Below are 26,241 nucleotides of genomic sequence, written 5' to 3'. Positions count from 1 at the left end.
TCGGGCGCGGGACTTTATCGCCACTAAATCCATCTTTATTTGATAGGGGATAACAGCCATGAAAACCGTTCAAAACGCGAGAATCCGCGTTATCGTTTCCGATGCACAATGGCAGGCCTACGCTAACCGCGTGCCTAGTAGTTCACTAATGCAAACCTTACCGAGCGGCGACGTTCGGCACCACAGCTTAGACAATATCGTTCGAGGTCGCATTTTGTCCGATGCGATGGAAATTATCGGCAATCAATCCGAAGCTGTGTTGTTGGATCAAGAGCCATTCCATTTATCCGCTCAAGAGGTACACGATATTGCATTTAACGTGTATATGAGTCATTGGCTCCGCGATCACAGCAAGTATGGCGAGGGTGTGACCTTTGGCCGCTACTTGAACGGCAAACGCCTTAGCCGTGGCATGGCGTATGAAATCGACGCGGCCCGCGTGTACGCACAAGCGGCGTTGCGGGAACTGGACTATGAACAACTGTATCGGGATACGGTGGAAAAATATCTACCAGGCCGCCAGGATGGGATTTTTAGAGCAGCCCAAGCAGGTAGAAGCGCAGACGCGAGCGCCGACGTTGAAGAGGCGATCTATTGGCGCTGGTATCAGTGGGACAACGAGCGCCGTTATCGGCACCGCTTTGATAACACCGATGATTTTAAAATCGAAATCATCGATGCCGATGCAATGCCGCAACAGATTGGCCTTTGCCGCTACCTGCCTTTGGCGGCTTGAGTTACACAACAGGCCGGGCGCTTCGCTCTGGCCGCTAACCGGAGTTAAACCGATGGCAAAACATAGATTTGATGTTCTTCGTGGCAACAAGGTAATAGCGCATATCTCGGCAGAAAATCTTACAGTCAAGATCACCGCAGCAATAGCGGCAGTTGGTATTTTGATTGTTGGGCCTTACCCAGTGAAGACAAAGTAAGGCGCTTTTTCCGCCATGCGCCGGCATAAGATATTTTCGCGGGCGCGAAAAACGAATGCCGTTACTTGGTGACAATTCGCCGGCCAGGTCGAGCTGGCCGCGTCACCAAATCGGATTGGCGACAGACCCGGCCCGGATCGAGACCAGCGCCGGGTAATCCCTGTCACCATAGGAGGCCGGGCGATTCTGCTCTGGCCACACATATAGAGACCGGGCGCTTCGCTCAGGTCAGTTAACCGGAGGTTTCCGATGAGATTCAATAAACATCCACGTTTTGAGTTTACCGACACCCACCAAAAAAGGGCGGCTATCCGTCGCCGGCATAAACGCGAAGTCAATAAATACCCGTTGCTCGCATTCATCGGAGAGATTGCACCAGTAGACGAAGATAAGGAAATGGCGGCTAGGCGGCGCAAGCATGCGGACGACGATGTTCACGACCGCCGCCGGCATGCGGCGGACTGGCGCAAAGCGCGGCGCTTGTTACGAGAGCACGCCGAAAAGGATGGCATTCTGTGGTATTGGCAAACGTATAGCTTGACCGCAAACCCTGTCATGTTGCTGGATTTGATTCACAATTGGCCGCAGATGAAAGCCAGCCGCCTTGCGGCCGAACAGCGGATGAATGCATTTCGGCGGGATCGCGGCGATTCAGAGTTACCGGCTTGCAAAAGTCTAACCGTGTTTTTGGATATGCTGTCGGGTGACACAAAAAGTGAAAAACGGTCGATTGATTTTGAAGTGATTTTTCATTATTTATGTCACACATCACACCCACTTGCGACACCAAAAATGAAATATTCCGGATTTTGTGCCACTAATATTGAAAAATTTCCCGTCTATAAGAATCTGGAAACAGTGGTTAGATTTCGGACGACCGGTTTCCAAGTATTTATCCGAAAACTATTGGTTTGTCAGTTCAAGAACGGATACAGTGGAACGCGAAGCGCTACAACTAATGATCCGCTTCCCGCAACATTTCTGCCATGTCCTGGTTTGCAGTAACAGCCTGCTGGTAAAGATCAATCACTTCTTGGCTGTGCGCTTTAAGATCGTTCGCATGTCTACCGAATAAATAGCTTTTTGACTCAAATTGGCTGAGAAATTTTTTGTGTTCCTCTATCTTGGTCTGCAATTCGTTCGCTTCATCTTCGAAGTGTTTGGTTAGTGCTACATGCTGTATGGCAAGATCAGGAGCCATCTCATGCCGGTCAAAGAGGCTGCACCCTGATAGTAAATATTGCGCCAAAAAAAGGGTAATCAGTAATTTTGATTTCATGGTTTGTTCCAAGAGGAGTTTATAAGTTGTTTCTATAGCGTTGTTCAGGCTATTTAGTAGAAACGTTTTTGGGGTGTAGTAATCTCAATCCGTTTGCAACGACCAACAAAGAAGCCCCCATGTCGGCGGCAATGGCTTCCCATAAGGTTGCCACACCGGCAAAGGCCAAGACGGCGAACGCGGCCTTGATCGTCAGCGCAAAAGCAATATTCTGTCGAATAATCGCCAAGGTTCTTTTGGAATGCCCAATCAGCCAAGGCAGTTTGGAAAGATCATCACCCATCAGCGCAATATCGGCTATTTCGATGGCCGCATCCGACCCTAATACCCCCATGGCAATCCCCAGGTTGGCCCGGCCCAGCGCCGGCGCATCGTTGACACCATCGCCGACCATCGCCACCTGTCCGTATTTTTCGACCATTTGACTGACGATCTCCACTTTATCGGCGGGCAACAATTCGGCGTGTACCTCATCGATGCCAATTTGGGCCGCGATGTTATTGGCCGTCACCCGATTGTCACCGGTCAACATGACCAGATGTTTGATGCCAGTCTGTCTCAGCGCTTGCAAAATCGATCTGATGTCGGCGCGAGGCTGATCAGCAACGGCAATCAGACCGCAAATATGCCGATCATTGCCAATGGCGATCACGGTTTGCCCCGTTTGTTCAAGGGCAATCGCTTTTTCACTGATTTCCGGTACTTCCTGACTACGTTCCAATAAATAGCGACGCGATCCCAGCCAGAAATCCGTGCCATTAAATAGTCCGGTGACACCTTTACCCGGCAGCACCTTCACATTCTCTGCGCTGGCCACGTTGATACCGCGTTGTTCCGTATAGCGTAAAATGGCTTTTGCCAACGGATGATTGCTTCGTACTTCCAGTGCGGCGGCACGGCTTAACAGTTCTTCTTCGTTATGACTATTGAATGGATAAACACCGGTTACGATGGGCTCACCAGAGGTCAGCGTGCCGGTTTTATCAAAGGCAATCGCATTGAGATGGGCAGGTGTTTCGATATAAATGCCACCTTTGATCAGAATGCCTTGTCGGGCTGCGCATGCCAGCGCCGCGACAATGCTTACCGGTGTCGAAATGACCAAGGCACAGGGGCAGGCGATGACCAGCAACACCAAGGCGTGGTAAAACCATTCGTTCCAGGCCCCTTCGAAAAATAACGGTGGAATGACGCACATTCCCAACGCTACCAACATCACTGCCGGGGTATAAATACGCGCAAATTTCTCCACCCATTGCTCGACCTCGGCTCGCTTACCGTGGGCTTCGCCCACCAACCGGGTGATCTGCGCCAAGGTAGTATCCGAAACCAGCTTGGTGGATTGGATTTCCAATGTTCCTTCAACATTAATGCTTCCGGCAAACACCTCATCACCCACTTGCTTGGTAACAGGCATGCTTTCACCGGTAATCGGTGCCTGATTGACTGAACTGAAACCGGCAATTACGTTGCCATCCAGAGGGATTTTAGCGCCAGGCGCTAATATGAAATGGGTACCGATGCTGACTTCGCCGGCAGATACCACGCATTCCTGGCCGGATTCATCCTTGACCGTCACCGTCGATGGGGCTAAATCCAATAAGGCTTCTACCGCGTGACGGGCACGACCAATACTCCAGCTTTCAATCGCGAGGGACAGGGCAAACAGAAAACTGACCGTTGCTGCTTCAAACCATTCATCAATGAACATCGCACCGATAACCGCAATCGTCATCAGCAAATTCATATCCGCCCGTAAACGTTTCAAGGCATAAAATGCCTTAACGATCACATGCCGAGCACCGCAAGCTACCGCCAAACCAAAGGCTATTTTTTCAGGCAAAGGCATCGCCTGCTGAGCATGGGCATTTAGTAAGCTGTAAAGATAGCGAGTGACCACATCCCATTGTAGGGTTCCGTTTTTTGCCGAGCTGAAAACCGTTTGAATATCCAAAAGGCCGCCGGCTATGGCGATATGAATCAGCATGCCGGCCACGATAAATACACCGCTAAGCACGGTATAAACGGTCTTCGAACGGTGCAGTTGTTTGGCATCGACATCGGTCTGACCGGACTGCCAACGAGCCGCCTGCATACCCGTTGCTGCTACCGCTTTGATGATGGCTTTTTCAGCCACAGGTTTGGCATCAGGCAACAGTGTCATGCGCCCGTTTAAAACATCAAAGGCCAGTTTGTCACTGCCGCCCACGAGCGGGCCTATCGCACTTTTCAAGGTAGAGACCTCTTCGGCGCAATCCAGTCCCTCGATTTTGAACGTGATGCCACTCGACGAGTTTGATGGCGTTGGCTGGTGGTTATCCGGTTTCTCGCCAGGACAACAACAGGTTTTTTCTGATGGCTTGCAGGTACTCATCGTTCAACCCTCGTTAGAATCAATCTGCGGTATTCCCGGTATCATGGGACTTACTGGTTGGTCTTGGCGATGCGCGAACCAGTAAAGAATCGGTAATACCAACAATGTCAGCATCGTTGACGACAGAATACCGCCAATCACTACAGTCGCCAGCGGGCGCTGTACTTCTGCACCGGTACCCGTCGCAATGGCCATTGGCACGAAACCGAACGAGGCCACCAATGCGGTCATCAGCACCGGCCTAAGACGTGTCAGAGCACCCTCTACAATCGCCTTATCCAGCGACATGCCTTCGTCGCGCAAACCACGGATAAAGGCAATCATCACCAGCCCGTTCAGTACCGCCACACCCGACAAGGCGATGAATCCGACTGCCGCCGAAATCGACATCGGAATATCGCGCAACCAAAGTGCGACCAAGCCGCCGGTCAACGCAAAGGGGATGCCGCTGAACACCAGCAAACCGTCCTTGGCGTTGCCAAACATCATGAACAGGAGTGTGAAAACCAGGATTAACGCCACAGGCACCACAATTTGCAAGCGATGGGCCGCCGATTGCAACTGTTCGAACTGTCCGCCCCAACTTGTCCAATAACCGGATGGAATTTTGACTTTCTGTTGCAGCTTTTGTTCGGCCTCGGCAACAAAAGAGCCGATGTCACGGCCTCGCACGTTGGCACTGATGACAATTCGGCGTTTGCCGTTCTCGCGGCTGATTTGATTAGGGCCGGGAGCCATTTCCAAGCTGGTTACTTCGGCCAGTGGGATATAACTGGTTCGTCCGTCTCGGTTTTGCCCGCCCGGCAATGAGATCGGCAAGCGGTTGATGGCATCCAGATTACTGCGCAGGTTCTCCGGCAAACGCACGACGATGTCGAAACGGCGGTCGCCCTCGAACAAGGTGCCGGCTTCGGTGCCACCAATCGCAGTTGCTACCGCATCCTGTACATCGCCCACATTTAAGCCGTAGCGCGAGGTTTTATCCCGGTCTATATTGACTGTCAGCATCGGCAAGCCGGTGGTTTGCTCGACTTTCACTTCGGATGCACCGGGAATCGCCTCCATGACCTCTGAAATTTCAGTCGCCGTGTCATTCAATACATCCATATCATCGCCAAACACTTTAACGGCTACGTCGCTACGCACCCCTGAAATCAGTTCATTGAAGCGTAACTGGATAGGCTGGGAAAACTCGTAGAGGTTGCCGGGCAATTTGCTAGCCGCCGCTTGTATCGCCGCCAGCAGATCGTCGCGTGATTTATCGGGATCAGGCCATTGCTCGCGTGGTTTGAGCATGATGTAACCATCCGAGATATTGGGTGGCATGGGATCGGATGCGATTTCGGCGGTGCCGGTTCGTGCAAATATTCGCTCGATTTCGGGAAACTGCTGCTTCAGAGCCTGTTCAATCTGCTGCTGCATGGTGACCGATTGCGACAAACTGGTACCCGGAATACGCATGGCCTGAATGGCGAAATCGCCTTCATTCAAGCTCGGCACAAACTCGCTGCCCATCCGCGTCGCCAACAAGCCCGACAGAATCACCGCGACCACCGCCAGCGTGAGTATCACCGGCTTGTTGCTCATGACGCTATCCAGTACCGGCGCATAGATACGCTTGGCACTCAGCATCACCACATTTTCCTTTTCGGCGACTTTATCGCCGATAAACAGCGCCACAGCCGCCGGAATAAAGGTCACCGACAGTATCATGGCTCCCACCAAGGCAATGACCACAGTGAATGCCATCGGATGAAACATTTTGCCTTCCACCCCGGTCAGCGCAAAGATGGGCAAGTACACGACCATGATGATCAACTGGCCAAATAACAGCGCTCGCCGCGCTTCTTTCGACGCCGTAAACACTTCATGAAAACGTTCATGACGTGTTAGCGAACGTCCCTGCTGTTCCTGGGCATGGGCCAGCCTTCGCACACAGTTCTCCACAATCACCACCGCACCGTCGATGATCACACCAAAGTCGAGTGCCCCAAGGCTCATCAAGTTGGCACTGACCTGGTATGTCACCATACCGGTGAAGGTGAACAGCATCGATAACGGTATGACCATTGCGGTAATGATGGCCGCACGCATATTGCCGAGGAACAGAAACAGAATCACAATGACCAGAATTGCCCCTTCGGTTAAGTTCTTCTTGACCGTATCGATGGCTTTATCGACCAATACCGTCCGGTCATAGACAGTGATTGCCTGCACCCCTTCGGGCAGCGTGCGGTTGATTTCCGCCATTTTTTTGTCGACCGCTTGCGAGACGGCACGGCTATTCTGACCGATCAGCATGAAGACCGTGCCCAATACCATCTCTCGGCCATTTTCGGTCGCCGCGCCGGTGCGCAGTTCCCGACCGATTTCGACCTCGCCGACATCGCGAATGCGAATGGGCACGCCCTGGACATTGCCAAGAATAATGTTGCGAATATCTTCCATCGAATGCACTTGGCCCGGCGCACGAATCAGATATTGTTCGCCGCGCTTTTCGATGTAACCGGCACCGACATTATTATTGTTACGATCCAGCGCGGTAACGATGTCTTGCAAGGTCAGACCATAGGACGCCAGTTTTTCCGGAATCGGTGCCACCTGATATTGTTTGGCGTAGCCGCCAATGGAATTGATTTCGGTGACCCCCGGCACGTTGCGCAACTGCGGTTTGATAATCCAGTCCTGAATTTCACGCAGATCGGTCGCGGTGTAAGGCGAACCGTCAGGTTTTTTGGCCCCTTCTTGGGCTTCGACTATCCATAAATAGATTTCGCCAAGACCGGTGGAAATGGGACCCATCGCCGGCGTGATACCGGCGGGCAGTTTATCCTTGGCTTCCTGAATACGTTGGTTCACCAATTGCCGGGCGAAATAGACATCGGTGCCGTCCTGGAAAATCACCGTGACCTGCGATAAGCCGTAACGCGAAAGCGACCGGGTTTGTTCCAGATGCGGCAAACCCGCCATGACGGTTTCGATGGGGTAAGTGATCCGCTGTTCGGTTTCCAAAGGCGAATAACCCGGTGCCGTCGTATTAATTTGTACCTGGACATTGGTGATGTCCGGCACGGCGTCGATGGGCAGAATCGAGTAATTGAAGATGCCGAGTCCTGCCATACCGAGTACAGCCAGGATAACCAGCCAGCGATGCTCGATCGCTAAACGAATAAGTCGTTCAAACATGATGCGAACTCCTGGAGATCAATGCGAGTGCTCGGCACTGCTTTTGCCTTGCTCGGATTTAATGACGAAGCTGCCATTGACAGCGTATTCGGTACCGGACATGAGTCCTGTCACGATCTCGGTGACTTTGCCATCCGATAGGCCAGTGGTGACCGGTTGAGCAATAAAGCCGCCGGGTACGCGAATAAAAATCGTCGGCTTGTTTTTGATCAGTTGGATGGCATCGGCTGCGACCGCGACCGGCACTTCACTTTCCTGGGTAGGCAGTTCGACCGTGATAAACAATCCAGGTCGCCAGGCCATCTGCGGATTGTCCAGTGTCACGCGAGCCTTAGCGGTGCGGGTTTGTTCGCCCATCAATGCGCCCACATAGGACAACGTACCGCTTGCCGAAGAATCAAAAGCCGTGGCCTTGATGTTGACCTGTTTGCCGACTTGCACGACATTGAGATGCTTCGCCGATACGATAATTTCGGCCCAAACGGTCGATAAGTCAGAAATGGTAAAGATGCTGGCATCTTCCTTGACCGCTTCGCCCATGGCGATGTGTTTCTCGACCACCATGCCGTCGAACGGCGCACGAATTTCATAGCGGTTGAGTGCACCGTCACTGGATGATACCGTCGGACTTGCGCCAAGTGCTATCAATTTCTGGTGGGCATTTTGAACAGCGATTTCCATTTCCCGCATCGCCTGCCGGGCTTGCAGGTAATCCTGCTCCGCAGAGATTTTTGCCTCCCATAAATGTTTTTCCCGAGCAAAGGTGTTGCGGGCTAATTCCAGACGCTTTTGTGCCGACAGCAACTCACTACGCTGTTCGGACAACGCCGTACTGGCAATCACGGCGATGACCTGGCCTTTTTTGACTTGCTGGCCCAGGTTGGCAGAAATACTCTCCACCACACCGGCCAAACGCGGTACCACATGAGAGGTCTTATCTTCATTGAAGCGAATTTCACCCGGCAAGGTGACAGAGCTTATGATGTGCGCTACGCCTGCGTTCTGAATCGTGATACCGGTTTCGGCGATTTGCTGATCGGTCAATATCACTTTGCCTTCTTCTTTATTGAAGGCAAACTGAAACGTCTGACCATCATGCCTTGCCATCACGTTGGCTTCAAAGACATGGGGTTCGTCGATAGCCTGGGTGCTCTGCCAATACGCTTTTTCAGGCTCGAACTCGATGCGCTGTTGCTCACCGCTCGGGCGCTTCAGTTGCACGGAGAGTTGGTCGGCAACTGGCTGAAGCGGTTTATCCTGATTGAACGGATAAATTCGAAAGTGCGGCTCACCACCTTCCTCGCTGAGCAGGATTTCCAGCTTAAAGTCACCGTCGCTGTAAACATCACCGCCGTGCGGGCCTTGGGTCTGCTTGGCTTCATCGGCATGGTCATCATCGCCGCCTTCGGTGCTATCGACTTTAGTCCCTGCATGGCTTTCTTCGCCGTGTTCCTCACCTTCCGGCATCGACTTGTCGATGCTCAGAATAAATAGGCTGAGCAATAGGCCGACCACGATAATTACGGCGATAGCGGTCCATTGTTTTTTGTTAATTGTGTTCATGGTGATACCTCGGGTTGGCTGTCCGCCACTGTCTCGTTCATATTGCTGCCGACTAAACGTTCCACGTTGGCTACGGACTTGTGATATTCGGCCAAGGCCAGTAAATACTGATTTTTAGCGCTAAACAGCGTGCGTTGCGCATCGAGCACGTCCAGAAATCCGAACTTCCCCAAACGATAACCTTCATAAGCAGCGTCATAAGCACTTTGGGCACCGGGCAAAATGTCTTGCTGCAAGGTGATGATTTCGGAATGCGCGGCATCCAAGGCCTGATAGGCCGTGTTCAATGCAGTGGCGATGCGTATCTCGGCACTCCGAAATTCCTCTTCCGCTTTGGTCAGCCGATGCTCGGCTTCTTGAATACGGCCTTGATTGCGGTCGAAAACCGGCAATGGCACCGAAAAACCAACGACTAAGGCGTAATCATTGGGCATCAGATATTTACTGGCACCGACGGTCGCGGTGACATCCGGTATGGCTTTGGACTTTTCCATCGTGATGAGCGCCTGACGTTGGGTGATTTCGGTGGCCCAACGGGCTAAATCGGGATTTTTGGAGAGTCGTTGCGCCAATGAGTCCAGGGAAGCCGGCGCTTGTATGCTTTCCAAATGACCGCTCACCGTCTCAAAGCGCGGCGTCGTGCTGCCCCAGCCAGCGGCTAAACGCTTGCGGGCGGCTTCCAGTTCTTTTTGGGCACGCATCAGCTCAATTTGCACCGAAGCGCGAGCAACTTTAGCCTTGGTTTCCTCAACGGGCGATACCTTGCCTGCCTGCACGCGCGCAACGGTCGTGACCGTTGTCTGATTGGCCAATTCATGAATTTGCTGTGTTAGCGCCAACCGTTGCTGGGCGGCCAACACGTCAATAAATGCCTGCGTAACTTGAGTGAGTACATCGGCTCGTTTGGTTTCGTAATCCCAATCGGCTAATTGCTTGGTTAGCGAGGCGGCTTCCATGCGAGCGGCGCGCTTACCGCCCAATTCGATCAATTGACTCAGCTCCAAGGTGACGACATCGCCGTCGAAACCCTTGATGACCTGATTTCCAAAGTTTGCCGCATTGGCATTGAAGGTGGGATTGGGAAACAAACCCGCTTGGAGGGTGGCGGCTTCCTGTGCTCGGCTCTCCCAGGAAAAAGCGGAGAGTTCGGGGTTCTTGGTTAGTGCTAGGGCAAGCGCTTGATACAAAACCAGGGAGCCGGTCGTTTCCTCAGCGTTTGGATGATTAGGATCGTTTGAGGCCTGATCACTTAGCTGACCTGTTGATTGAGTGCTGTTTGTCGGGCCCGCATTGATCGGGCCGGTAGTAATCATTAAACACAGTGCAACGCCAAGTGGCCGCACATAATTTGAGAACATGGAAAATTTCTCCGTAGCATAGAGGAAACGTCAACACGGACACAGATGAACCTGCGCCTTCGGCTGGTGAGTTGCAGCTAGGAGTGGTGGCTAAATCAGTAAAACGGTGCTGCGCAGCGCAAGCAGTCGGGAATCGGTAAATGGTGGATCTAAAAAAGCTGATTGCCGAATGATGACTCTGGCATAAAGAACCAAGAGTGAAATCAGAAAAAATACCGGCAAAAGCCCAATATCAATCGCTAATTTTAATAAATCCGTCAGTTGCAGGGGAATGTGATCATCACCATCGATAGGAATGTCAGTACAAGGCGACGAGCAGGGATCGCTGTCATCGCTCGTAAGAGCATTCGACCCATCGTTGAAACGAGTGGCAGCATTGACACGAGCGAATGGGTCTTTTCCAATCTTCTCTACAGCGACATGACCATCAGCACCAAAACATAGCACAAAGGCCGACACATCTCGATGGCCCAGGCCAAAATGACCGAGCACAGCGAATATCAGCACGATAGAGAGCCATGTTTTAAAGCGGAGTAAGGAAACCATCCCTCAAAAGAATACTCGCTATCCAAAATAATTCAAGCATTTAGGAACAAACACCAGCGAGCGTGACCCTGAAGGCTCCCTGATTGCTTTAGCCTGGCAGCTCTGTCGGATTATTTCATTATTCATGTCACATGCTAGTTGGAGGTTTGACACAAATAGTGAAATCTTCCGACTTTTTTGCCACTGATAGTGAAATATTTCGCGGCTGCGAAAGCCGGAAAAAAATACCCAGAGTTCAAACGGAAGGTTTCCAGTAATAATTCGACAACCATACGTCACTCATTTTCAAAACGCTTGAAGTTGGCCAAACAGCACTGGCCTGACGGATTCCTGATTTCGCAGGCGCATTCGCCGGCTTTGGTACGTTGCATGACGAAACCTTTGATCGGTTCTGCCCGTCGATCTTTTAACGCCGATAAATACTGCTCGGAGTCTATGTCAAAGCAGTAACAAAGCGCGTCGTTCTGAATCGCTTGATAGCTTCGTAAATGCTGTTTGGGAATGGTGCTGCCGGCGTTGGCAAAGTAAGCAATCGAACATGTTTTTGCCGGACAAAAATAATAGCTGTCAATGACGATTGACTGATTCTCGGGAAACCGTACCTGATGGTACAACGTAGGCATGCCGACGCTTTTGCACGCGGAACCGCATTCAGGACAAATCTGTTGGGTTTTGGCGGATGACTTGGTGGGGCAGCAACAATCAGACATAGACGCTATCCTCGGTCTTATTGGCTAATAGGTGTGACCAGAGAGCCCGGATAACCGGCGTCCGTCGTGGCTTTGATCAAGGCTGCGCTATTGGTTTTGTGACTGTCGAAAGTAACCATGGCCGTTTTTGCATCGTAATCGACAGCCACTTTTTGCACGCCGTCGATTTTCTGTAAGGCTTTTTTGATGGTGACGGTACACATGGCGCAGGTCATATTCTCTAACTTCAGTGTCACCGATTGTTGTTGGTTTGGCTGTGCCTCTGTGGTTTCAGCAAAAGCCACGGGCATCAACAAAGTGGCTGGTAACAACAAACTTATCAGTAATAATCCGGATTTAATGGTCATATCGGAATTCTCTCAAGCCATGAAAAAAGGCGCTACCCAGGGAAAAGCCAGCAGCATCAAAATGAATGCGGAACCCAGCCAAAACAGTAGGCGCTGTTGGCGTTGGTTGTCGGTTGTGGAGCAGATTTCACCTACCGCGCAGCGATCAGGCGTTAGATAGAGTTTTCGATAGCCGAGCCCTACAAGTATCAGGGTCAGGACAATGAAAAATGGCCGGGCCGGTTCCAGCGCCGTCAACGTGCTGATCCACGCACCGCCAATACCCAACGACAACAGCAAAAATGGCCCGACACAACAGGCCGAAGCCCCCACAGCGGCCAATATGGCACCGATACCCAGCCATGACGGGGTGTTAGTGGGGGGTTCTGAGTCTGTATTCATAGCAATCTCCTAAGCCAAACCATGGTCAATGTTGGCAAGGAGTCTAAACCCTGTTGCTTAGAACAGAGTCAAGTGCGTGATATAGAATCAAGGTTGGGATCAGATGCATCATCGCTAAATGCATCGAGAATAGCGCAATGAGCGGTTGGAGCTGTCTGCTGACAGTCGTTGACTAGGCTTTCCAATACCTGACGGAGAGCGGTTAAATCCCTGATTTGTTGATCGATCTGCTGGCATTTTTGCTCGGCGACTTGTCGAACATCAGCACAGTGTGCCCCATCAAGCGATAGCAAGGTGGCAATTTCTTTCAAGGTAAATCCAGCCTGTTGAGCGCGTTTGATAAAACGTATTCGGGCAATCGCATCAGCTGAATAAACTCGATAACCGCCATCGGGTTTCGCTGGCTCTGACAGTAAACCAATGCGTTGATAGTGACGGATGGTTTCAATGGTGACTTCGGTTTGTTTGGCAAGTTTGCCGATGGTTAAAGGCGACATTTCTTTGAACCAAATGTTAAAGGGTTTTTATTGTCCCTCAGTTTTTCCACTTATCAGCTATTAACAAATTACTATGAATATTATTTTGAATGGCGACTAAATTCTCAGATGTCTGCCTATGAGGTAATGCGCAACTGGCTAGTCGATGACGCCAGCACAGTTGCAAACATGCCTCTCCTTTAGGTTCTAAGAACCAAATCCTCTCGGATTTTTTCACTATCTATGTCACTATTTTTTCACTAACTTGTCATTTTTTTCATTAATAGTGTCATCCGACATATGCTGGCATTATCCCCGGCCAATGAGAGTCACGAAGACGCGTAATAATATTTATGCGCGTGTCAGGCAAAAACGCTTGACACGCCGGCTTTATCTATTGATAATAGACCCATGGTTTCGGGGTTATCGCCCCACCATCAGAAGGCCGGGCAATTTCGCTCTGGCCAGGTTACCAGAGGGGTAGACAAGATGCTCGATGAATCACAATTGCCGGTTTATGTTCAATATCTGTGTCACTTGCGTAGCGCACCCGGCATGTGGGAACGCTATTCTGGTTCCGTTGAGGTGTACGCACCGGATACGGCGACTGACCACGAGGTGTTTGAAAAAGCGGTTCAAACTCTTTCGCGAACCAGTTTCCCGGATCGGCCTAGTTTGTCGAGTTGGGAATTGGAACGCGTCGAACGAGCATAAAAATACTTCCATTGGTGCCACGATTTTAGGAATAGTTACGTCATGAAAATATTATCAATAGCCAATCAAAAGGGCGGTGTCGGTAAAAGCACGTTATCCGTGCATATTGCATACGCGGCCATAGAGGCCGGTTTGCGGGTGTTGCTGGTCGATATGGACAAGCAGGGTAGTTTGTCGCTTTCGTTCCCGGCTCCCGCTGACGCAGAGCTAGGTTTATTCGCGTCAAGACTCTATGTGCCCGGCGCGATGGAGACCCGTCCGCAAGTGCTTAACGATCATTTAGGCATTATCCGGGCGGATAACGCCTTGCTGTCAATTGACAAGGCCGAAAACGAAGTGATCAGGCAGCCGGGCCAGGCATTACGGCAATTTGCGGCAGATTACGATTTGTGCGTGATCGACACGCCGCCTTTGCTCGGCATTCGCCTTATGGCGTCCTTGGCGGCCGCCGATTACGTGGTGACGCCGGTATCTATCGGCCTGTACGAGTTGGCTGGTGTCGCCGATCTAATGGCGACGATCCATGTTATTCGCACGCAGGGTTTCAACCCCCGGTTGAAACACATCGGTATTCTGCCGATGAAGGTTAATAGCCGCAGCACGGATGCCCGCCAGGCGCTTGCGTTGCTCCAAAAACAATACGGGCCGATTATTTTAAAAGAGGCCTTGGCGGAACGTGCGCCAGTTAAAAAAGCTATCGCAAATCGCCGTCCGGTGTGGACACATACGAGCGGCGAGGGCCATTTAAAGGCCGCGCATGAATGGCGGGCGGCATGCACCGCTATTCTGGATCGCTTGAATTAAGGGGGCGATATGAACAACACAAATACATTATTCGGTGGTGGTGTCGATAGTTTGTTCGGGGCCAGCGGTAACCCCAACGAATACGACATTATGGCTAACCTGGATGATATTGAGATTGGTAGCCAGGTTCGTGAAGAGTTCGAGGACGAGAACAACAAATTAGCCGATCTTGGCCGTAGTCTTCGTGAAAACCAGTTACAGCCGATTATCCTCCGCGCGAATCGCCCAGGAAGTGAAAGGCCTTATCTGTTGGTGGCTGGTGAACGACGTTGCCGCGCGGCCCGGATCGAGGGCTTAACGCAGCTTTGGGCGAGAGTGAAGGAGTTAACCGATGAACAGGCTGAAAAAGCCCAAGTGGTCGAAAACATCCATCGGAAAAATCTCACGCAAATTGAAGAAGCGAAGAAGATTGAGCATGACCTTGAGACCATGAGCATGGACGAGGTGATGGCGAAGTACAACATAAGCCGGACGCGCTTATCAAAAATGATGGGCTTGCTGGATTTACCCGAGCAGGCAAGACGTTTGGTAACGGAGGATTTGAGCGCCGATGTTGAGTCCATCAATGCGGTAAAGGTGATCGAAAAGATCGACCCGGCGAAAGCAAAGACGTTAGTTGATGAAATCAAACGCGGCGGCGCTAAAACGAATGTGCGGGATATGGTAAAAGCCGCTAAGGATGAAGTTAAGCCGCCTAAGAAAAAAGAAGACAGAAAACCCGCTAAACAAGTTGATGTTTTCGCGGGCGCGAAAAATCAACCAAGCGACGATGGAGAGCAATCGACGGCCATTCCGCCATCCCGCGAGTCAGTTAGTTTAGTGTTGAGTCTGGCTTACAGCGCGATCTTTTTACAAAACAAGTCGCCTAAGTCGGTGCTTGACGACATGAGCCAGGACGACCGGGAAATGATCGATGTCTGGCTTCGCGTGTTTTATGACAAGGGGGTTCAAAGCAAAGATGCCGGCCGCGATATGTTGGTATGTTTGCGTGGCGATCTATTTGCTGCTGACGGTGTTGGAGCGTTTGCATTGGCGGCGTTTGCATACGGTCTGGATCGTGATTCAAAATTCAGTTTGTTGAATATTTTTGGCAGTGTTAAAGCGTAACCCATGGTTACATTATGTTTTTGTTATTCGGAGTTAATTGCCTATGCCGGCTAAACGACGCCTGACCGAACGCGAATTCGCGTCGGTTCGGCCGCTTTTAAGAATTTCACCAGAGCGGCAGGATGCCGCTTATGCGATTCTTGTTGCTAATAAATCCTATACAACCGTTGCCGCCGAATATGGTTGTTCTCGCCAATCTATCGGTGACGCCGTAAATAGTGTTTGGGATACCTATCAAAGAGTGTTGGCCAGCCAAGCGGCAGAAGAGGACGACGCAACGATTCCGCCAGGCTGGGAGCGGGTGACACTGGTTGCGCCGTCCGAGATTATTTCGGCCTTCCGTAATGTCATCAGTGCCTTTCGGAACGAAAGCGAAAAACACGGCGATTAGTCTAGTTGGCAATGGGTTAAACGAGGATTTATTACAATGACTGGCCACGGCGTATCAAAAGAAATATCCGCAATGACGGATAAACTGGACAAAATCCGCGAAGCCCAAAAACAGCGGATTGAGAAAGAGGCTCGCCCAGGTGAGACCTACGCCCAAACTGCCCACCGTTTACAGGTTGCCGCCGATAAACAGCCGCCGGCCGCCAAGTCGAATATGCGGAAACCGCCTAATGGCGACGCTCAAATGGATTTTTTTGCGCCCGCTCTTTATGACGTAGGCACACGCGATAGCCGCAGTATTATGGATGTCGCAGTGTTCAGGCTGTCCAAAAAGGAACGCCGCGCCGGTGACGTGATCCGGTACGATCTGCCTGATGGTTATGTCGAGGTGAAGAGTGGCCCGGACGGGATGGCCTCGATTTGGGACTACGACATTGTATTGATGTTGGTATCGCAATTAACTGAAGCCATGAACGCTTATCGTGCTAACAAAGGCGAGAAACCAGGCCGAACGTTTAAGCCGCATGTCAGCGACATTCTACGATTTTGCCGGAAGGGACATGGCGGCAAACAAGCCGAAGAAGTCGAACGCGCATTAGATCGGCTTCGAGGCACAACGATTAAAAGCGTTCGGGAAGGTGTCACCACTAACGGTAAAAAATCACGCGTGGTCGAGGCAGAAGGGTTGATCGGCGGTTATCGTGTAGTGTCCTATACCGATTCGGGCCGCGTTGCGGAATTGGAAATTGAAATACCTAAATGGCTATACCGGGAAATTATCGACGGAAAGCGCCCAGACGTTCTCACGGTTCACCAGGATTATTTTCTTATTGAGCCGGGCCTTGGTAGATTCATTTACCGGCTTGCACGGCGTGCTGCCGGTAAGAACTCCGCAAAGTGGTCATATCAAACGATATATGAGCGTAGCGGAAGCACCGGCACATTTAAGAAATTCTGCTTTATGCTGCGTAAACTCATCGAAACGAACGACCTGCCCGAGTACATTTTAAGCGAGGAAAAAGGACTCAAAGGCCCGCAATTAGTCATGATTCACCGCGACTCAATTGAGGTCATCGATAGTAGTGGTTCCTAATGTACACACGCCACCGTTCCAACAGTGTCAAAACGATTTCGGCGAGTGCAACCTGTGGATATTCCGTACATTAAGAACCGATTTGTGTACATTAGGAACCTGAACCCGTATTTAAGGAACCGAAAGGTGTACATTAAGAACCGAACGGGGTACTTTAGGAACCGCTTATATTTATAAGCCTATGTTTTATATAAATAAAAATAGTGTTTTAGCGTCTAAATCTAATAAAACCTTTAAAACCTTAAAACTTTTCGCTATCAGGCGAAAAGGCTTGACAGTCTGACAATAGGGCACGATAATAGCGCCGTGGTTTACATCCTAACCACGGATAGGCCGAGCAATTCCGCTCTGGCCAGGTTTACCGGAGATTTCCGATGTTTCAATTCTATCCAACGCCTCGCGCATTGGCTGAAAAAGCTATTGCTAAGTTCCAATCTCACAATTATCGGCGCATCCTAGAGCCACAAGCCGGACGCGGCGATCTACTTGCGCCACTGCTTGAAAAGTGGAGCCATCACTATTCATCACGCCACCCCGCTAATATCGATTGCATCGAAATCGATTTAGACAATCAGGCGATCCTACGCGGTAAAGGCCTGAACGTAATCGATAGCGACTTTTTGGCCTATGACGGTGCGGCAATGTTTTCGCATATCATCATGAACCCGCCTTTTTCTTCTGGCGATGAACATCTTATTAAGGCTTTCAATTTGTTAGTAGACGGTGAACTGGTCGCAATACTGAATGCCGAGACTATCCGCAATCCCCATTCGGCTAAGCGGAAATTGATTTGCAAATGGATTGAGGAACATGGTTCGGTCGAGTTTCTTTCTGAGGCTTTTCTTGATCCAGACACCCAGCGTAAGACATCGGTCGAGATTGCCTTAGTTTGGTTAAAAAAGACGCTCGATGTTAAAGCTAATTTCACCAATGGCCTTGAATTCGAGCACGTTGCCGGACTCGATCATCAAGACAAGAACAGCATCGCTTTACGACAAAACACGATCAGTAACGCAGTCGCGGTGTTTAATGCCGCCGTTCAGTCACTAAAAACCGCAGAAGTTGCACGCGAAGAGGCCGACTACTACGCCAGATTACTAGGCCGGCCGCTGAATGAGCTACACAAAACCTCACAGGATGGTGATTCCGTTGCGATCCAGGAGCGTTTTAATAAAGGATACGACGACCTTAAAAAACGGGCATGGACAAACGTCTTGCACTCAACCGAGTTTGACAAATATCTTTCATCAAAAGCCTATCAACGCCTTACGACTGAATTTGAAGAAATTGCCAAACTGTCTTTTACTGAGTCGAATATAAGAGGCTTTTTAATTGGTTTGGTTAATAATCAAGGCGATATGAATATCCAGATGTTACTTGATTGTTTCGATGAGATAACCAAGTATCGACCAGAGAACCGCGCTTATTACAAAGGCTGGAAATCTAACGAAAAGCATAGGCAGTTAGCCTATCGTGTCAAAATGACGCGGTTTATATTGCCAGTTCGGAATTATCACGGGATACCGTGGGACTTTAAAAAGCTAATGCAGGATTTTGATAAAGTGTTTGCTATGCTCGACGGCAAATTATATTGCGACAATGGCGAGAATCACGAATCTAAGACTTGTTCATGTTTCAACGGTCTTTATTCATTGTTTGATACTGGATATTACGGCCCAACACCATCAAAAAGGCATACCACGGAATATTTTGACATTCGGTTTTATGCGGGGGTTGGTACTGTTCATATTTACCCGCGTAGGAAGGATTTGATAGCGCGTTTAAATCGTTTGGTTGGTCAAGAACGCCAATGGTTACCGCAAGATGATAATGCGGCCACAACGGATTTCTGGAAGCATTACGAAATGGCCGAGAAGATTACCGACGCAATGATAGTGCCACACGTTCGCTGGGGTTCGCCTTCGGATGAACAGGTCAATAATGCACACACCGAAGCGTGTACCGCTGCCGGTTATGATTTGTCCGGGATGTTTCAATTAAACGGGGCAGTTGATTTTTCTGAGGCCGCCTAAATGTTCACTCGCCTGGCGCTGGTGACAAACACCACCGGGATCGGCACCGGCGCCGGGCAACCTCTGTCACCAAAAGGATTGATATATGACTACTAAACCTTTTCATCACACCAGTAGGGCAATGCGGCGGTTTGTGAGTTGCCATATAAAACGGACGTTTATCGGCTTTGATCGCACAGTTCCAAAGCATAAACGGCGACTTAAGTCATATTATTTTGCGCACTACTATTCTGCGCGGGAATATCTGCTTGGAAAGACTATGCCACGAGGGGTTTGCCTAGTTATACTATCAGGCAAAAACGCTTGACAATCAGGACAATATACTAGATAATAAAATCGTGGTTCAGGCAACCGCCAGACCACCAGAAGGCCGGGCGCTTCGCTCTGGCCAAGTTTACCGGAGGTATCCGATGGCAACGCAAGAAGTCGATTTATTCGATCAAGAATGGCTGGAAGACTCGAAAACAGGCAAGTTTAGCCGGGTCGCCACAGGCGATGAAGACTCCACTTGGCGGTGTAACAATTGCGGGGCTGGCGATGCCGATCCGTGGGAATACGGCTGTCAACAATGCGGGGAGGAAGCGGACGCTTACTAATTAGAGGGAGCGGAAAGGGATTTCCGCCTAACTCTCCATGTTAGTCGTTAGTGATTACTAAAGGCCGGGCAATTCCGCTCTGGCCAAGTTTACCGGAGGTTTCCGATGTTTAAATTTCATAAAACCGTTGATCGTGTTCGTCGCCCATCCACCACCGAATTTCATCCAACACCGTTAGCAGTTCGGGCGGCACAAGATGCAATTTTTATTTCTCCATATATTTCAAACAAACAGGCCAAGGAAATATCAGTTACGTTACGAGGGGAGAATAAAGCGAATATGATGAAACAAATAGTCTCGATAGCCGAGGTGATTGAAAAGATTTCAATATCACCTGAACAAACCGGCTTAAACGATCAAGCGACAGTTTTCCTTCACTATAAATTGAATAACTGGCATTGGTATATTACCGAACGTGTAGATGGTGACCGCATCGATCAGGCGTTTGGTTACGTTATATTGGCCACTGATCGAAAACGCCGCTTACAATTTAGGAATATTTCAATCATGGATTTAATTTCGCACGGGTGCGAGTTGGACTTAACCTTTAGCCCGCAAGCGGTTAGCACTATTAAACAGTCTTACATAGTGCACTAGCGATGTTATTGATAAATGAATTAGAGGCGTTAGCCAACGAATTGCCGGCGTTGATTACAGCTCAAAAATCGACTCTTCAAGTGATTGAACAGCAAATGACCGCATTGAAAGACGCGGGTCTGATTTATGCAAACGAATATTGGCGGGACGATAAATATATGTACTTGAATTATCCTACCGAGGACGGCGGCAAACGGAAACGTGAATATATCGGGTGCGATCCTGAGCGCATACAGGCCGCCCGTGATGGCATACAGCGGGCCATTGAGTATGATCGGTTGTCGGCGGAAACGCGTAGGATTGAAAGCCTGTTGTTACAAGGCAAGGCCCGACTGCGCGATGCGGTCAACCATTTATCAGGTAAGTATCGATGGTGACAGAATGAAGGCCTCGATCGCGCGCCGGCGTCACCATACGCGCATGGTGACAAACAAGCGAATCCGGACGCGGGGATCTGACACCAATTGGGTAATCGTATGGTGACACGGTTCGCCCGGCGCTGGTCTCGATCCGGCCGGTGCCTGTCACCAATCCAGTTTGGTGACATGGCCAGCTCGACCTGGCCGGCGAATTGTCACCATTTCATTAAACGTATTAAACAATTAACATTCCCCGGTGAAATCCGTTTCATGTTGGGCGATTAAACAAATGAATGATTAACCTAAATTGGATATTCGGAAAATGAAAAATGTAATTGCAGGACCAGATGATAATCCGGTCACTCGGCACGTTTAGAGGAAGGCATGGTGGAACCATATAAATTAACAATACGGCCTGAATGTCTGATGTCATTTAGCGAAGACTGGCCGACACCAACCGGGGCCGAAGTGGCCGCGGCTATGCGTCTTGCCGGTTTCACCGGCTCGACCGCAGCAAAGGCGCTTGGGCTGAAACAAAAATCCGGGGCGCGGACTGTGCGGAAATGGATTGGTAATGAGGTAGAAATTCCGTATGCAGTTTGGGCGCTTTTATGCGACTTCGCGGGCCTTGGGCAAATATGGAGGCATGACGACAAATCGCCATCGGCCGCAAGTTAATTTCGCGGGCGCGAAAATGGTCTTGTGGCCAATTAGGGTTGGCCCGGCCACAGTGGCTATTTAGGGTCGCATGTTTTAGTTTTTGGCTATCCGGGTTATAGTGGCTTTTTTGCCTATACCCTTGTTGACCACTATATGAAAGTTGCTCGAATCTATTTGCGCGTTAGCACTGACAAGCAGGATATGACTCGCCAAGAGGACATCATTAACCAGGCTAAAGCGGAGGGGTACTATATCGCTGGCCGGTATGAGGAAAAGGCGTCTGGCGCACGGGCGGATCGCCCGGAGCTGCTACGCATGATTAGGGAATTACAACCGGGCGACGTGGTGATCGCTGAGCGGATCGATAGGATAAGCCGGCTACCGCTCGCCGAAGCGGAGAACTTGGTCGCGTCGATCCGTGCAAAAGGCGCAAAGCTAGTAGTTCCGGGAATCGTTGATCTTTCCGAGCTTGCGGAAAAGGCCGATGGTGTATCCAGGATTGTTTTGGAATCGGTGCAAGAGCTATTGTTAAAACTGGCGTTGCAGATGGCACGCGATGATTACGAAACTCGGCGCGAGCGGCAACGGCAGGGCGTTGAACTGGCCAAACAGGCCGGCAAATACACAGGCCGTGTAGTAAACGCCGCTGTTAATGAGCGCGTCGTCGCGTTTCGCAGGGCAGGGCACTCGATCAAGGAAACGGCTCGGCTTGCGCCATGTAGCGTTAGCCAGGTGAAGCGGATTTGGGCGGCCGCCCAAAAAAAGGCGGTGGCCGCCGATTCATAACGTATCGTAACAGGCCATGAGTCAGTTTTTCGCGGTGTACATTAGGAACCCGTTGTATTTTAAGGGTTCGGGTCACAATTGTTAGTATTCCAATTGCATGGTGATTATGCGAAGGAGGTTGTATGACTGTTGTTAATTTTCCGAAAGCCAAAACGGCCCGCCGGCCGGCAATCTTGGACGTTACCAAGCGGGCCGTGCAAAACAACGCCGCTGAGACCGTTCGCTACCGGGTTTTTCCGTGGCTGGCTATGGCGTTGTGCCGTGTCGTCTTGTTCGCGTGGGATTCCGCTCGAACGTTACTGCTGATGATTTTAATGTTTCTGCGTCCGTTGGTGTTTTTCTTGATTACGCCATTGACCACCGCATTGATAATCGCGTTCGTGGTCTGTCTGTTCACGCATCCAGCCGATACACGGCTGACGTGGGGCTTTGGCTTGTTGACTGCTGCGGCATTTTTTACGATGTTTCTGTACGACTGGTTGATTTTTAAGCTTGGCGGAATGGTTGTTGAGGTAACACATCATCGCCGATACTAGATGTAGTTTCTTGATTTCATAACCGGCTTTTCTTGCACTTATCCGGGATTTTCATCTCAAATTAACTGACTCTATAAAATCACTTTTTCTCACATTAATTGCACAGGACGGTTTTCTTTCTCACATTAAATGATTTTATCGAGTTGGATTTCTCGCTTTATTTGATTCTATCCAGTGTATAAAAGTGAGTAATATTATGTGAATCGGCCACTCGGAATCTATAATTTCACTATGTTGAGCTTAACATAGCGGCCAATACCCGCCTGTCAAGAGATCGAAAATCTAAGCTCCTAACGGTCTGATATAAGCCTGATACTTGACCGTCACAGGGCCCGGCAAAACCTCGCAATGACTTTTTAACAGCTGATGCCAATACCTGCTTAAGCAGGTAATCTCAGACTTTGCCACAACTGAATCCTGTTTTGAAAAGGAGTTGATATGTTCAGAATGGCATTGATCATCGTGTTTGGCTAGTGTCCATTGCCGTTCTTGAATGGGATCATGCCCAGATTACTCATGGCGATACCAATGGCGATGTTGATTGGCCAGCTCCAAATTGATTTTGGCCGCCTTTTCATAGGCATCGATTAGCCATTGACAATGCCCTCTAAAGTCTTCGTGAAAATCCTCCGGCATTTAGCCGAAATCTGCGGCGAGTACCCTGTGTTCCTCTGCTTTTGCTTGCAGTCTGCCCGCCGTTGCTTGGTAATGTGCCGCCAAGGTTTCGTGGTCAGCGCAGGTTGCGGCGTTTTTTAACGCCTGGCTCATATCCATGGGATGCGGGGGGTACCGGGTTGCTAGCAAGCAACATGCTGGTCATGCAACATATTCTCAAAAATCGGGATTTCACGTTTGCCACGTCATGTTCAATAGCGGGGGCGCTTTACGCGCCCCCGCAAACCAAGTTTGATTACATCGCACGGTGCATTTTTGCCATACTCATATTGGCATCCACCGCATTTTTATAAATGTTGATCAGGTTTCGGCAATGGGCTTTTAAATCTCCAGCTCGCTTGCCATACAGATAGGCGTGCGACTCATATTTGCTCAGCAGTTTCTCGTGTTCGTCGACCTTCAGCTGCATCTCTTTCGCCGCATCCTCATAGTGTTGCGCCAACGCTTCGTGATCGGCCTTGGTTTTGGCGTCTTGTATGGCTTGGCTCATATCCATGGGGTGCGGGTTCGTCTCGGCGCATCCGGACAATAGGCCCAGGCTGAAAAACAGGGGTATTAAAATTTTAGTGTTCATGACTTTTCTCCAAATAAATTCAATCGATTAATGGCAACAGCGTTAGGTTATGAGCATGTTTTTGCAGGCGACTCCTTGGTAACAATCGGACCGAAAATAGTGAGTGAAGGGGTATCCGTACGACAGCGAAGCTGGATAAGACATCATTCCGCGGCTCCCCGCCTGCGGTTTTCCTGAACTTGCAGCACCAGGCTGTACACCACTGGAAATACCAGTAGACTCAATACCAACACTGTCAGCATGCCGCCCATGGCCGGCGCGGCGACACGCTGGGTGACGTCGGCGCCGGTGCCGGTGGCCCACATGATGGGAATCAAGCCGATAATGTTGGCCAGCGAGGTAATGGCAACCGGCCGCACCCGCAAGGCTGTGGCAGTTTCCGCCGTGGCGATGATGTCGGCAGCGCTCAATGGCACCTGCTTTTGTTCCCGCAGTTTTTCCAGTTCGATATCGATGAAGCTCAGCACCATCACGCCGGTTTCCGCCGCCGTACCCGCCAAGGCGATGAAACCGACGTAGACGCCGATCGATAAATTGAAATCGAGCCAGTAGACCAGCCAGATGCCGCCAATCAGGCTGAACGGGATGGTCAGCATGACGATGGTGGGCTCGGTGATATTGCGGAACGAGCAATACAACAGGATGAATATCAACAGCAGGGTAATCGGTACTACCATCTTCAAGCGTTCGGCGGCCCTCTGCATGTATTCGAACTGCCCTGACCAGGCGACGGTGTAGCCGGCGGGCAGTTGCACCTGTTCGGCCAGCGTCTTTTGCGCCTGCGCGACGAAGCCGCCGATGTCGGCGGTTTTGATGTCCACGTACACCCAGGCGTTGGGGCGGGCGTCTTCGCTTTTGATGACGTCTGTACCGCGAGTGAAGCGAATGTCCGTCACCAGAGTCAAGGGAATCTGGCTGCCGGTGGGGGTCGGAATCAGCACCCGCCGCAAGGCGTCCAGGTTGTCGCGCATATCGCGTGGATAGCGCAGATTGACCGGATATCGCTCCAACCCTTCCACGGTTTCGGTGATGTTCATGCCGCCAATCGCGCTTTGAATCACGTCCTGCACATCGCCGGTGGTCAGCCCGTAACGGGCTGCGGCTTCGCGGTTGATGTCAAAATCCAGGAAGTAGCCGCCTACGGTGCGATCGCCGTAAGCCGACAAGGTGTCCGGCAGGCTTTTCATGGCTTGCTCGATGTCCAGCGACAAGCGTTGCAAGACCGTCAAATCCGGCCCTGACACCTTGATACCGACTGGGGTCTTGATGCCGGTGGACAGCATGTCGATGCGGGTCTTGATCGGCATGGTCCAGGCATTGGCCAGGCCGGGAAAATGAATGGCCTTATCCATTTCCGCCATCAGTTCGCGAGTGGTTTTATTAGGATTGGGCCATTGCGCCTGCGGCTTGAGCTGGATCGTGGTTTCCACCATCATCAGTGGTGCGGCGTCGGTCGCGGTTTCCGCCCGGCCGATCTTGCCGAACACATGATGCACTTCCGGAAAGGTTTTCAGAATCTTGTCCGTCTGCTGCAGGACTTCCCGGGCTTTGGTGATGGAAATACCCGGAAAGGTGGACGGCATATACAAAATATCCCCTTCATCCAGCGGCGGCATGAACTCGCTGCCGATTTTAGAGAGGGGATACAGCGTCGACGCCATCAGCAGCGCCGCCAGCAGCACGGTCAACAGCCGAAAGCGCATGGCCAGCTTCAACGCCGGGCCGTGAATGGCATGCAAAACCCGGTTGATCGGGTTCTTGCGCTCGGGCACGATCTTGCCGCGCACGAAATAACCGACCAATACCGGTACTAGTGTCACGGTCAGAATGGCGGCTGCCGCCATGGCATAGGTTTTGGTAAAAGCCAAGGGGCTGAACAAGCGGCCTTCCTGCGCCTGCATGGTGATAATCGGTAGAAAGGACACGGTGATCACCAGCAGCGAGAAGAACAGCCCGCTGCCCACTTCGCGGCAGGATGCGGCAATCACTTGCCAGCGTTCTTTTTCAGTGAGTTCGGCTTTTTTCTTGGCGACGGCGGCGGCCAAATGCTTGTGGGCGTTTTCCACCATCACCACCCCTCCATCGACCATGTCACCAATCGCCAGCGCAATACCGCCCAGCGACATGATGTTGGCGTTCAGGCCCTGCCATTTCATGACGATGAA

25 protein-coding genes are annotated in these 26,241 nt (G+C 50.8%); 14 read left to right on the top strand and 11 right to left on the bottom strand.

Features of this window, described 5'->3' with window-relative positions; all coding sequences use genetic code 11:
- Window positions 1-58 precede the first annotated feature (58 nt).
- The 3 genes from NP603_RS16325 (at window position 59) to NP603_RS16315 (ending at window position 1,937) form a co-directional block, all read left to right on the top strand.
- Window positions 59-736 (top strand): hypothetical protein, encoded by a 678-nt coding sequence (locus NP603_RS16325; protein ID WP_256603867.1) that lies wholly within the window; start codon window positions 59-61, stop codon window positions 734-736.
- A gap of 52 nt (window positions 737-788) precedes the next feature.
- Window positions 789-932, top strand: a complete 144-nt coding sequence (locus NP603_RS16320) for a hypothetical protein (RefSeq protein WP_256603868.1) — start codon at window positions 789-791, stop codon at window positions 930-932.
- 249 nt (window positions 933-1,181) lie between these two features.
- Window positions 1,182-1,937: a hypothetical protein gene (locus NP603_RS16315; protein WP_256603869.1), complete on the top strand. Its 756-nt coding sequence runs from the start codon at window positions 1,182-1,184 to the stop codon at window positions 1,935-1,937.
- Here the strand turns inward: NP603_RS16315 and NP603_RS16310 are convergent.
- The 9 genes from NP603_RS16310 to NP603_RS16265 form a co-directional block, all read right to left on the bottom strand.
- Window positions 1,888-2,211, bottom strand: a complete 324-nt coding sequence (locus tag NP603_RS16310; protein WP_256603870.1) for a hypothetical protein — start codon at window positions 2,209-2,211, stop codon at window positions 1,888-1,890. The genes NP603_RS16315 and NP603_RS16310 overlap by 50 nt on opposite strands.
- Window positions 2,212-2,260: 49 nt before the next feature.
- Window positions 2,261-4,585, bottom strand: a complete 2,325-nt coding sequence (locus NP603_RS16305; protein ID WP_256603872.1) for a heavy metal translocating P-type ATPase — start codon at window positions 4,583-4,585, stop codon at window positions 2,261-2,263.
- Between the two features lie 3 nt (window positions 4,586-4,588).
- Window positions 4,589-7,771, bottom strand: a complete 3,183-nt coding sequence (locus tag NP603_RS16300; RefSeq protein ID WP_256611994.1) for a CusA/CzcA family heavy metal efflux RND transporter — start codon at window positions 7,769-7,771, stop codon at window positions 4,589-4,591.
- Window positions 7,772-7,789: 18 nt separating this feature from the next.
- Window positions 7,790-9,334: an efflux RND transporter periplasmic adaptor subunit gene (locus NP603_RS16295; protein WP_256603874.1), complete on the bottom strand. Its 1,545-nt coding sequence runs from the start codon at window positions 9,332-9,334 to the stop codon at window positions 7,790-7,792.
- Entirely contained in the window at window positions 9,331-10,692 is a 1,362-nt protein-coding gene (locus NP603_RS16290; protein WP_256603875.1) for a TolC family protein, read from the bottom strand. The genes NP603_RS16295 and NP603_RS16290 overlap by 4 nt, the downstream gene beginning before the upstream one ends.
- Window positions 10,693-10,782: 90 nt before the next feature.
- Window positions 10,783-11,199, bottom strand: coding sequence for a hypothetical protein (locus NP603_RS16285; protein WP_256611993.1), 417 nt, complete (start codon window positions 11,197-11,199; stop codon window positions 10,783-10,785).
- A gap of 314 nt (window positions 11,200-11,513) precedes the next feature.
- On the bottom strand, window positions 11,514-11,948 hold the full coding sequence (locus NP603_RS16280) for a putative iron-sulfur cluster-binding metallochaperone (protein ID WP_256603877.1): 435 nt from the start codon (window positions 11,946-11,948) through the stop codon (window positions 11,514-11,516).
- Window positions 11,949-11,965: 17 nt separating this feature from the next.
- Complete coding sequence (locus tag NP603_RS22060; protein WP_331725262.1) at window positions 11,966-12,676, bottom strand: MerT/CopZ fusion-like heavy metal transport selenoprotein; 711 nt, start codon at window positions 12,674-12,676, stop codon at window positions 11,966-11,968.
- 68 nt (window positions 12,677-12,744) lie between these two features.
- On the bottom strand, window positions 12,745-13,173 hold the full coding sequence (locus NP603_RS16265) for a MerR family transcriptional regulator (RefSeq protein WP_256603883.1): 429 nt from the start codon (window positions 13,171-13,173) through the stop codon (window positions 12,745-12,747).
- Window positions 13,174-13,908: 735 nt separating this feature from the next.
- Here NP603_RS16265 and NP603_RS16260 point away from each other — a divergent pair.
- The 11 genes from NP603_RS16260 (at window position 13,909) to NP603_RS16210 (ending at window position 22,827) form a co-directional block, all read left to right on the top strand.
- Window positions 13,909-14,670 (top strand): ParA family protein, encoded by a 762-nt coding sequence (locus NP603_RS16260; RefSeq protein WP_256603884.1) that lies wholly within the window; start codon window positions 13,909-13,911, stop codon window positions 14,668-14,670.
- Between the two features lie 9 nt (window positions 14,671-14,679).
- On the top strand, window positions 14,680-15,777 hold the full coding sequence (locus tag NP603_RS16255) for a ParB/RepB/Spo0J family partition protein (RefSeq protein ID WP_256603885.1): 1,098 nt from the start codon (window positions 14,680-14,682) through the stop codon (window positions 15,775-15,777).
- Window positions 15,778-15,820: 43 nt separating this feature from the next.
- Window positions 15,821-16,168, top strand: a complete 348-nt coding sequence (locus NP603_RS16250; protein WP_256603886.1) for a TrfB-related DNA-binding protein — start codon at window positions 15,821-15,823, stop codon at window positions 16,166-16,168.
- Between the two features lie 36 nt (window positions 16,169-16,204).
- On the top strand, window positions 16,205-17,260 hold the full coding sequence (locus NP603_RS16245; RefSeq protein ID WP_256611992.1) for a replication initiator protein A: 1,056 nt from the start codon (window positions 16,205-16,207) through the stop codon (window positions 17,258-17,260).
- 374 nt (window positions 17,261-17,634) lie between these two features.
- The gene (locus NP603_RS16240; RefSeq protein ID WP_256603888.1) at window positions 17,635-19,293 is read left to right on the top strand and encodes a DUF4942 domain-containing protein; all 1,659 of its coding nucleotides are present in this window, start codon (window positions 17,635-17,637) and stop codon (window positions 19,291-19,293) included.
- 410 nt (window positions 19,294-19,703) lie between these two features.
- Window positions 19,704-19,889 carry a hypothetical protein gene (locus NP603_RS16235; protein ID WP_256603889.1) on the top strand — a complete coding sequence of 62 codons (186 nt, stop codon included), beginning with the start codon at window positions 19,704-19,706 and terminating at the stop codon, window positions 19,887-19,889.
- Between the two features lie 105 nt (window positions 19,890-19,994).
- A complete protein-coding gene (locus NP603_RS16230; protein WP_256603890.1) occupies window positions 19,995-20,486 on the top strand; it encodes a hypothetical protein in 492 nt (163 codons plus the stop codon).
- 2 nt (window positions 20,487-20,488) lie between these two features.
- Window positions 20,489-20,863, top strand: coding sequence for a hypothetical protein (locus tag NP603_RS16225; RefSeq protein ID WP_256603891.1), 375 nt, complete (start codon window positions 20,489-20,491; stop codon window positions 20,861-20,863).
- A gap of 408 nt (window positions 20,864-21,271) precedes the next feature.
- Window positions 21,272-21,523 carry a helix-turn-helix domain-containing protein gene (locus NP603_RS16220; RefSeq protein WP_305891464.1) on the top strand — a complete coding sequence of 84 codons (252 nt, stop codon included), beginning with the start codon at window positions 21,272-21,274 and terminating at the stop codon, window positions 21,521-21,523.
- Between the two features lie 135 nt (window positions 21,524-21,658).
- Entirely contained in the window at window positions 21,659-22,291 is a 633-nt protein-coding gene (locus NP603_RS16215; protein WP_256603893.1) for a recombinase family protein, read from the top strand.
- 173 nt (window positions 22,292-22,464) lie between these two features.
- A complete protein-coding gene (locus tag NP603_RS16210) occupies window positions 22,465-22,827 on the top strand; it encodes a hypothetical protein (RefSeq protein ID WP_256611991.1) in 363 nt (120 codons plus the stop codon).
- Window positions 22,828-23,737: 910 nt separating this feature from the next.
- Here NP603_RS16210 and NP603_RS16205 read toward each other — a convergent pair.
- Together NP603_RS16205 and NP603_RS16200 are read right to left on the bottom strand one after the other, a co-directional pair.
- Window positions 23,738-24,076, bottom strand: a complete 339-nt coding sequence (locus NP603_RS16205) for a hypothetical protein (RefSeq protein ID WP_256603895.1) — start codon at window positions 24,074-24,076, stop codon at window positions 23,738-23,740.
- Window positions 24,077-24,219: 143 nt separating this feature from the next.
- On the bottom strand, window positions 24,220-26,241 hold a 2,022-nt coding region (locus NP603_RS16200), incomplete at its 5' end, for an efflux RND transporter permease subunit (RefSeq protein ID WP_256611990.1).

Origin of the sequence: Methylomonas aurea (assembly GCF_024505045.1) — a bacterium.
In the GTDB taxonomy this organism is placed as follows: Bacteria; Pseudomonadota; Gammaproteobacteria; order Methylococcales; family Methylomonadaceae; genus Methylomonas; species Methylomonas aurea.
This window is presented reverse-complemented; position numbering and strand designations above follow the sequence as displayed.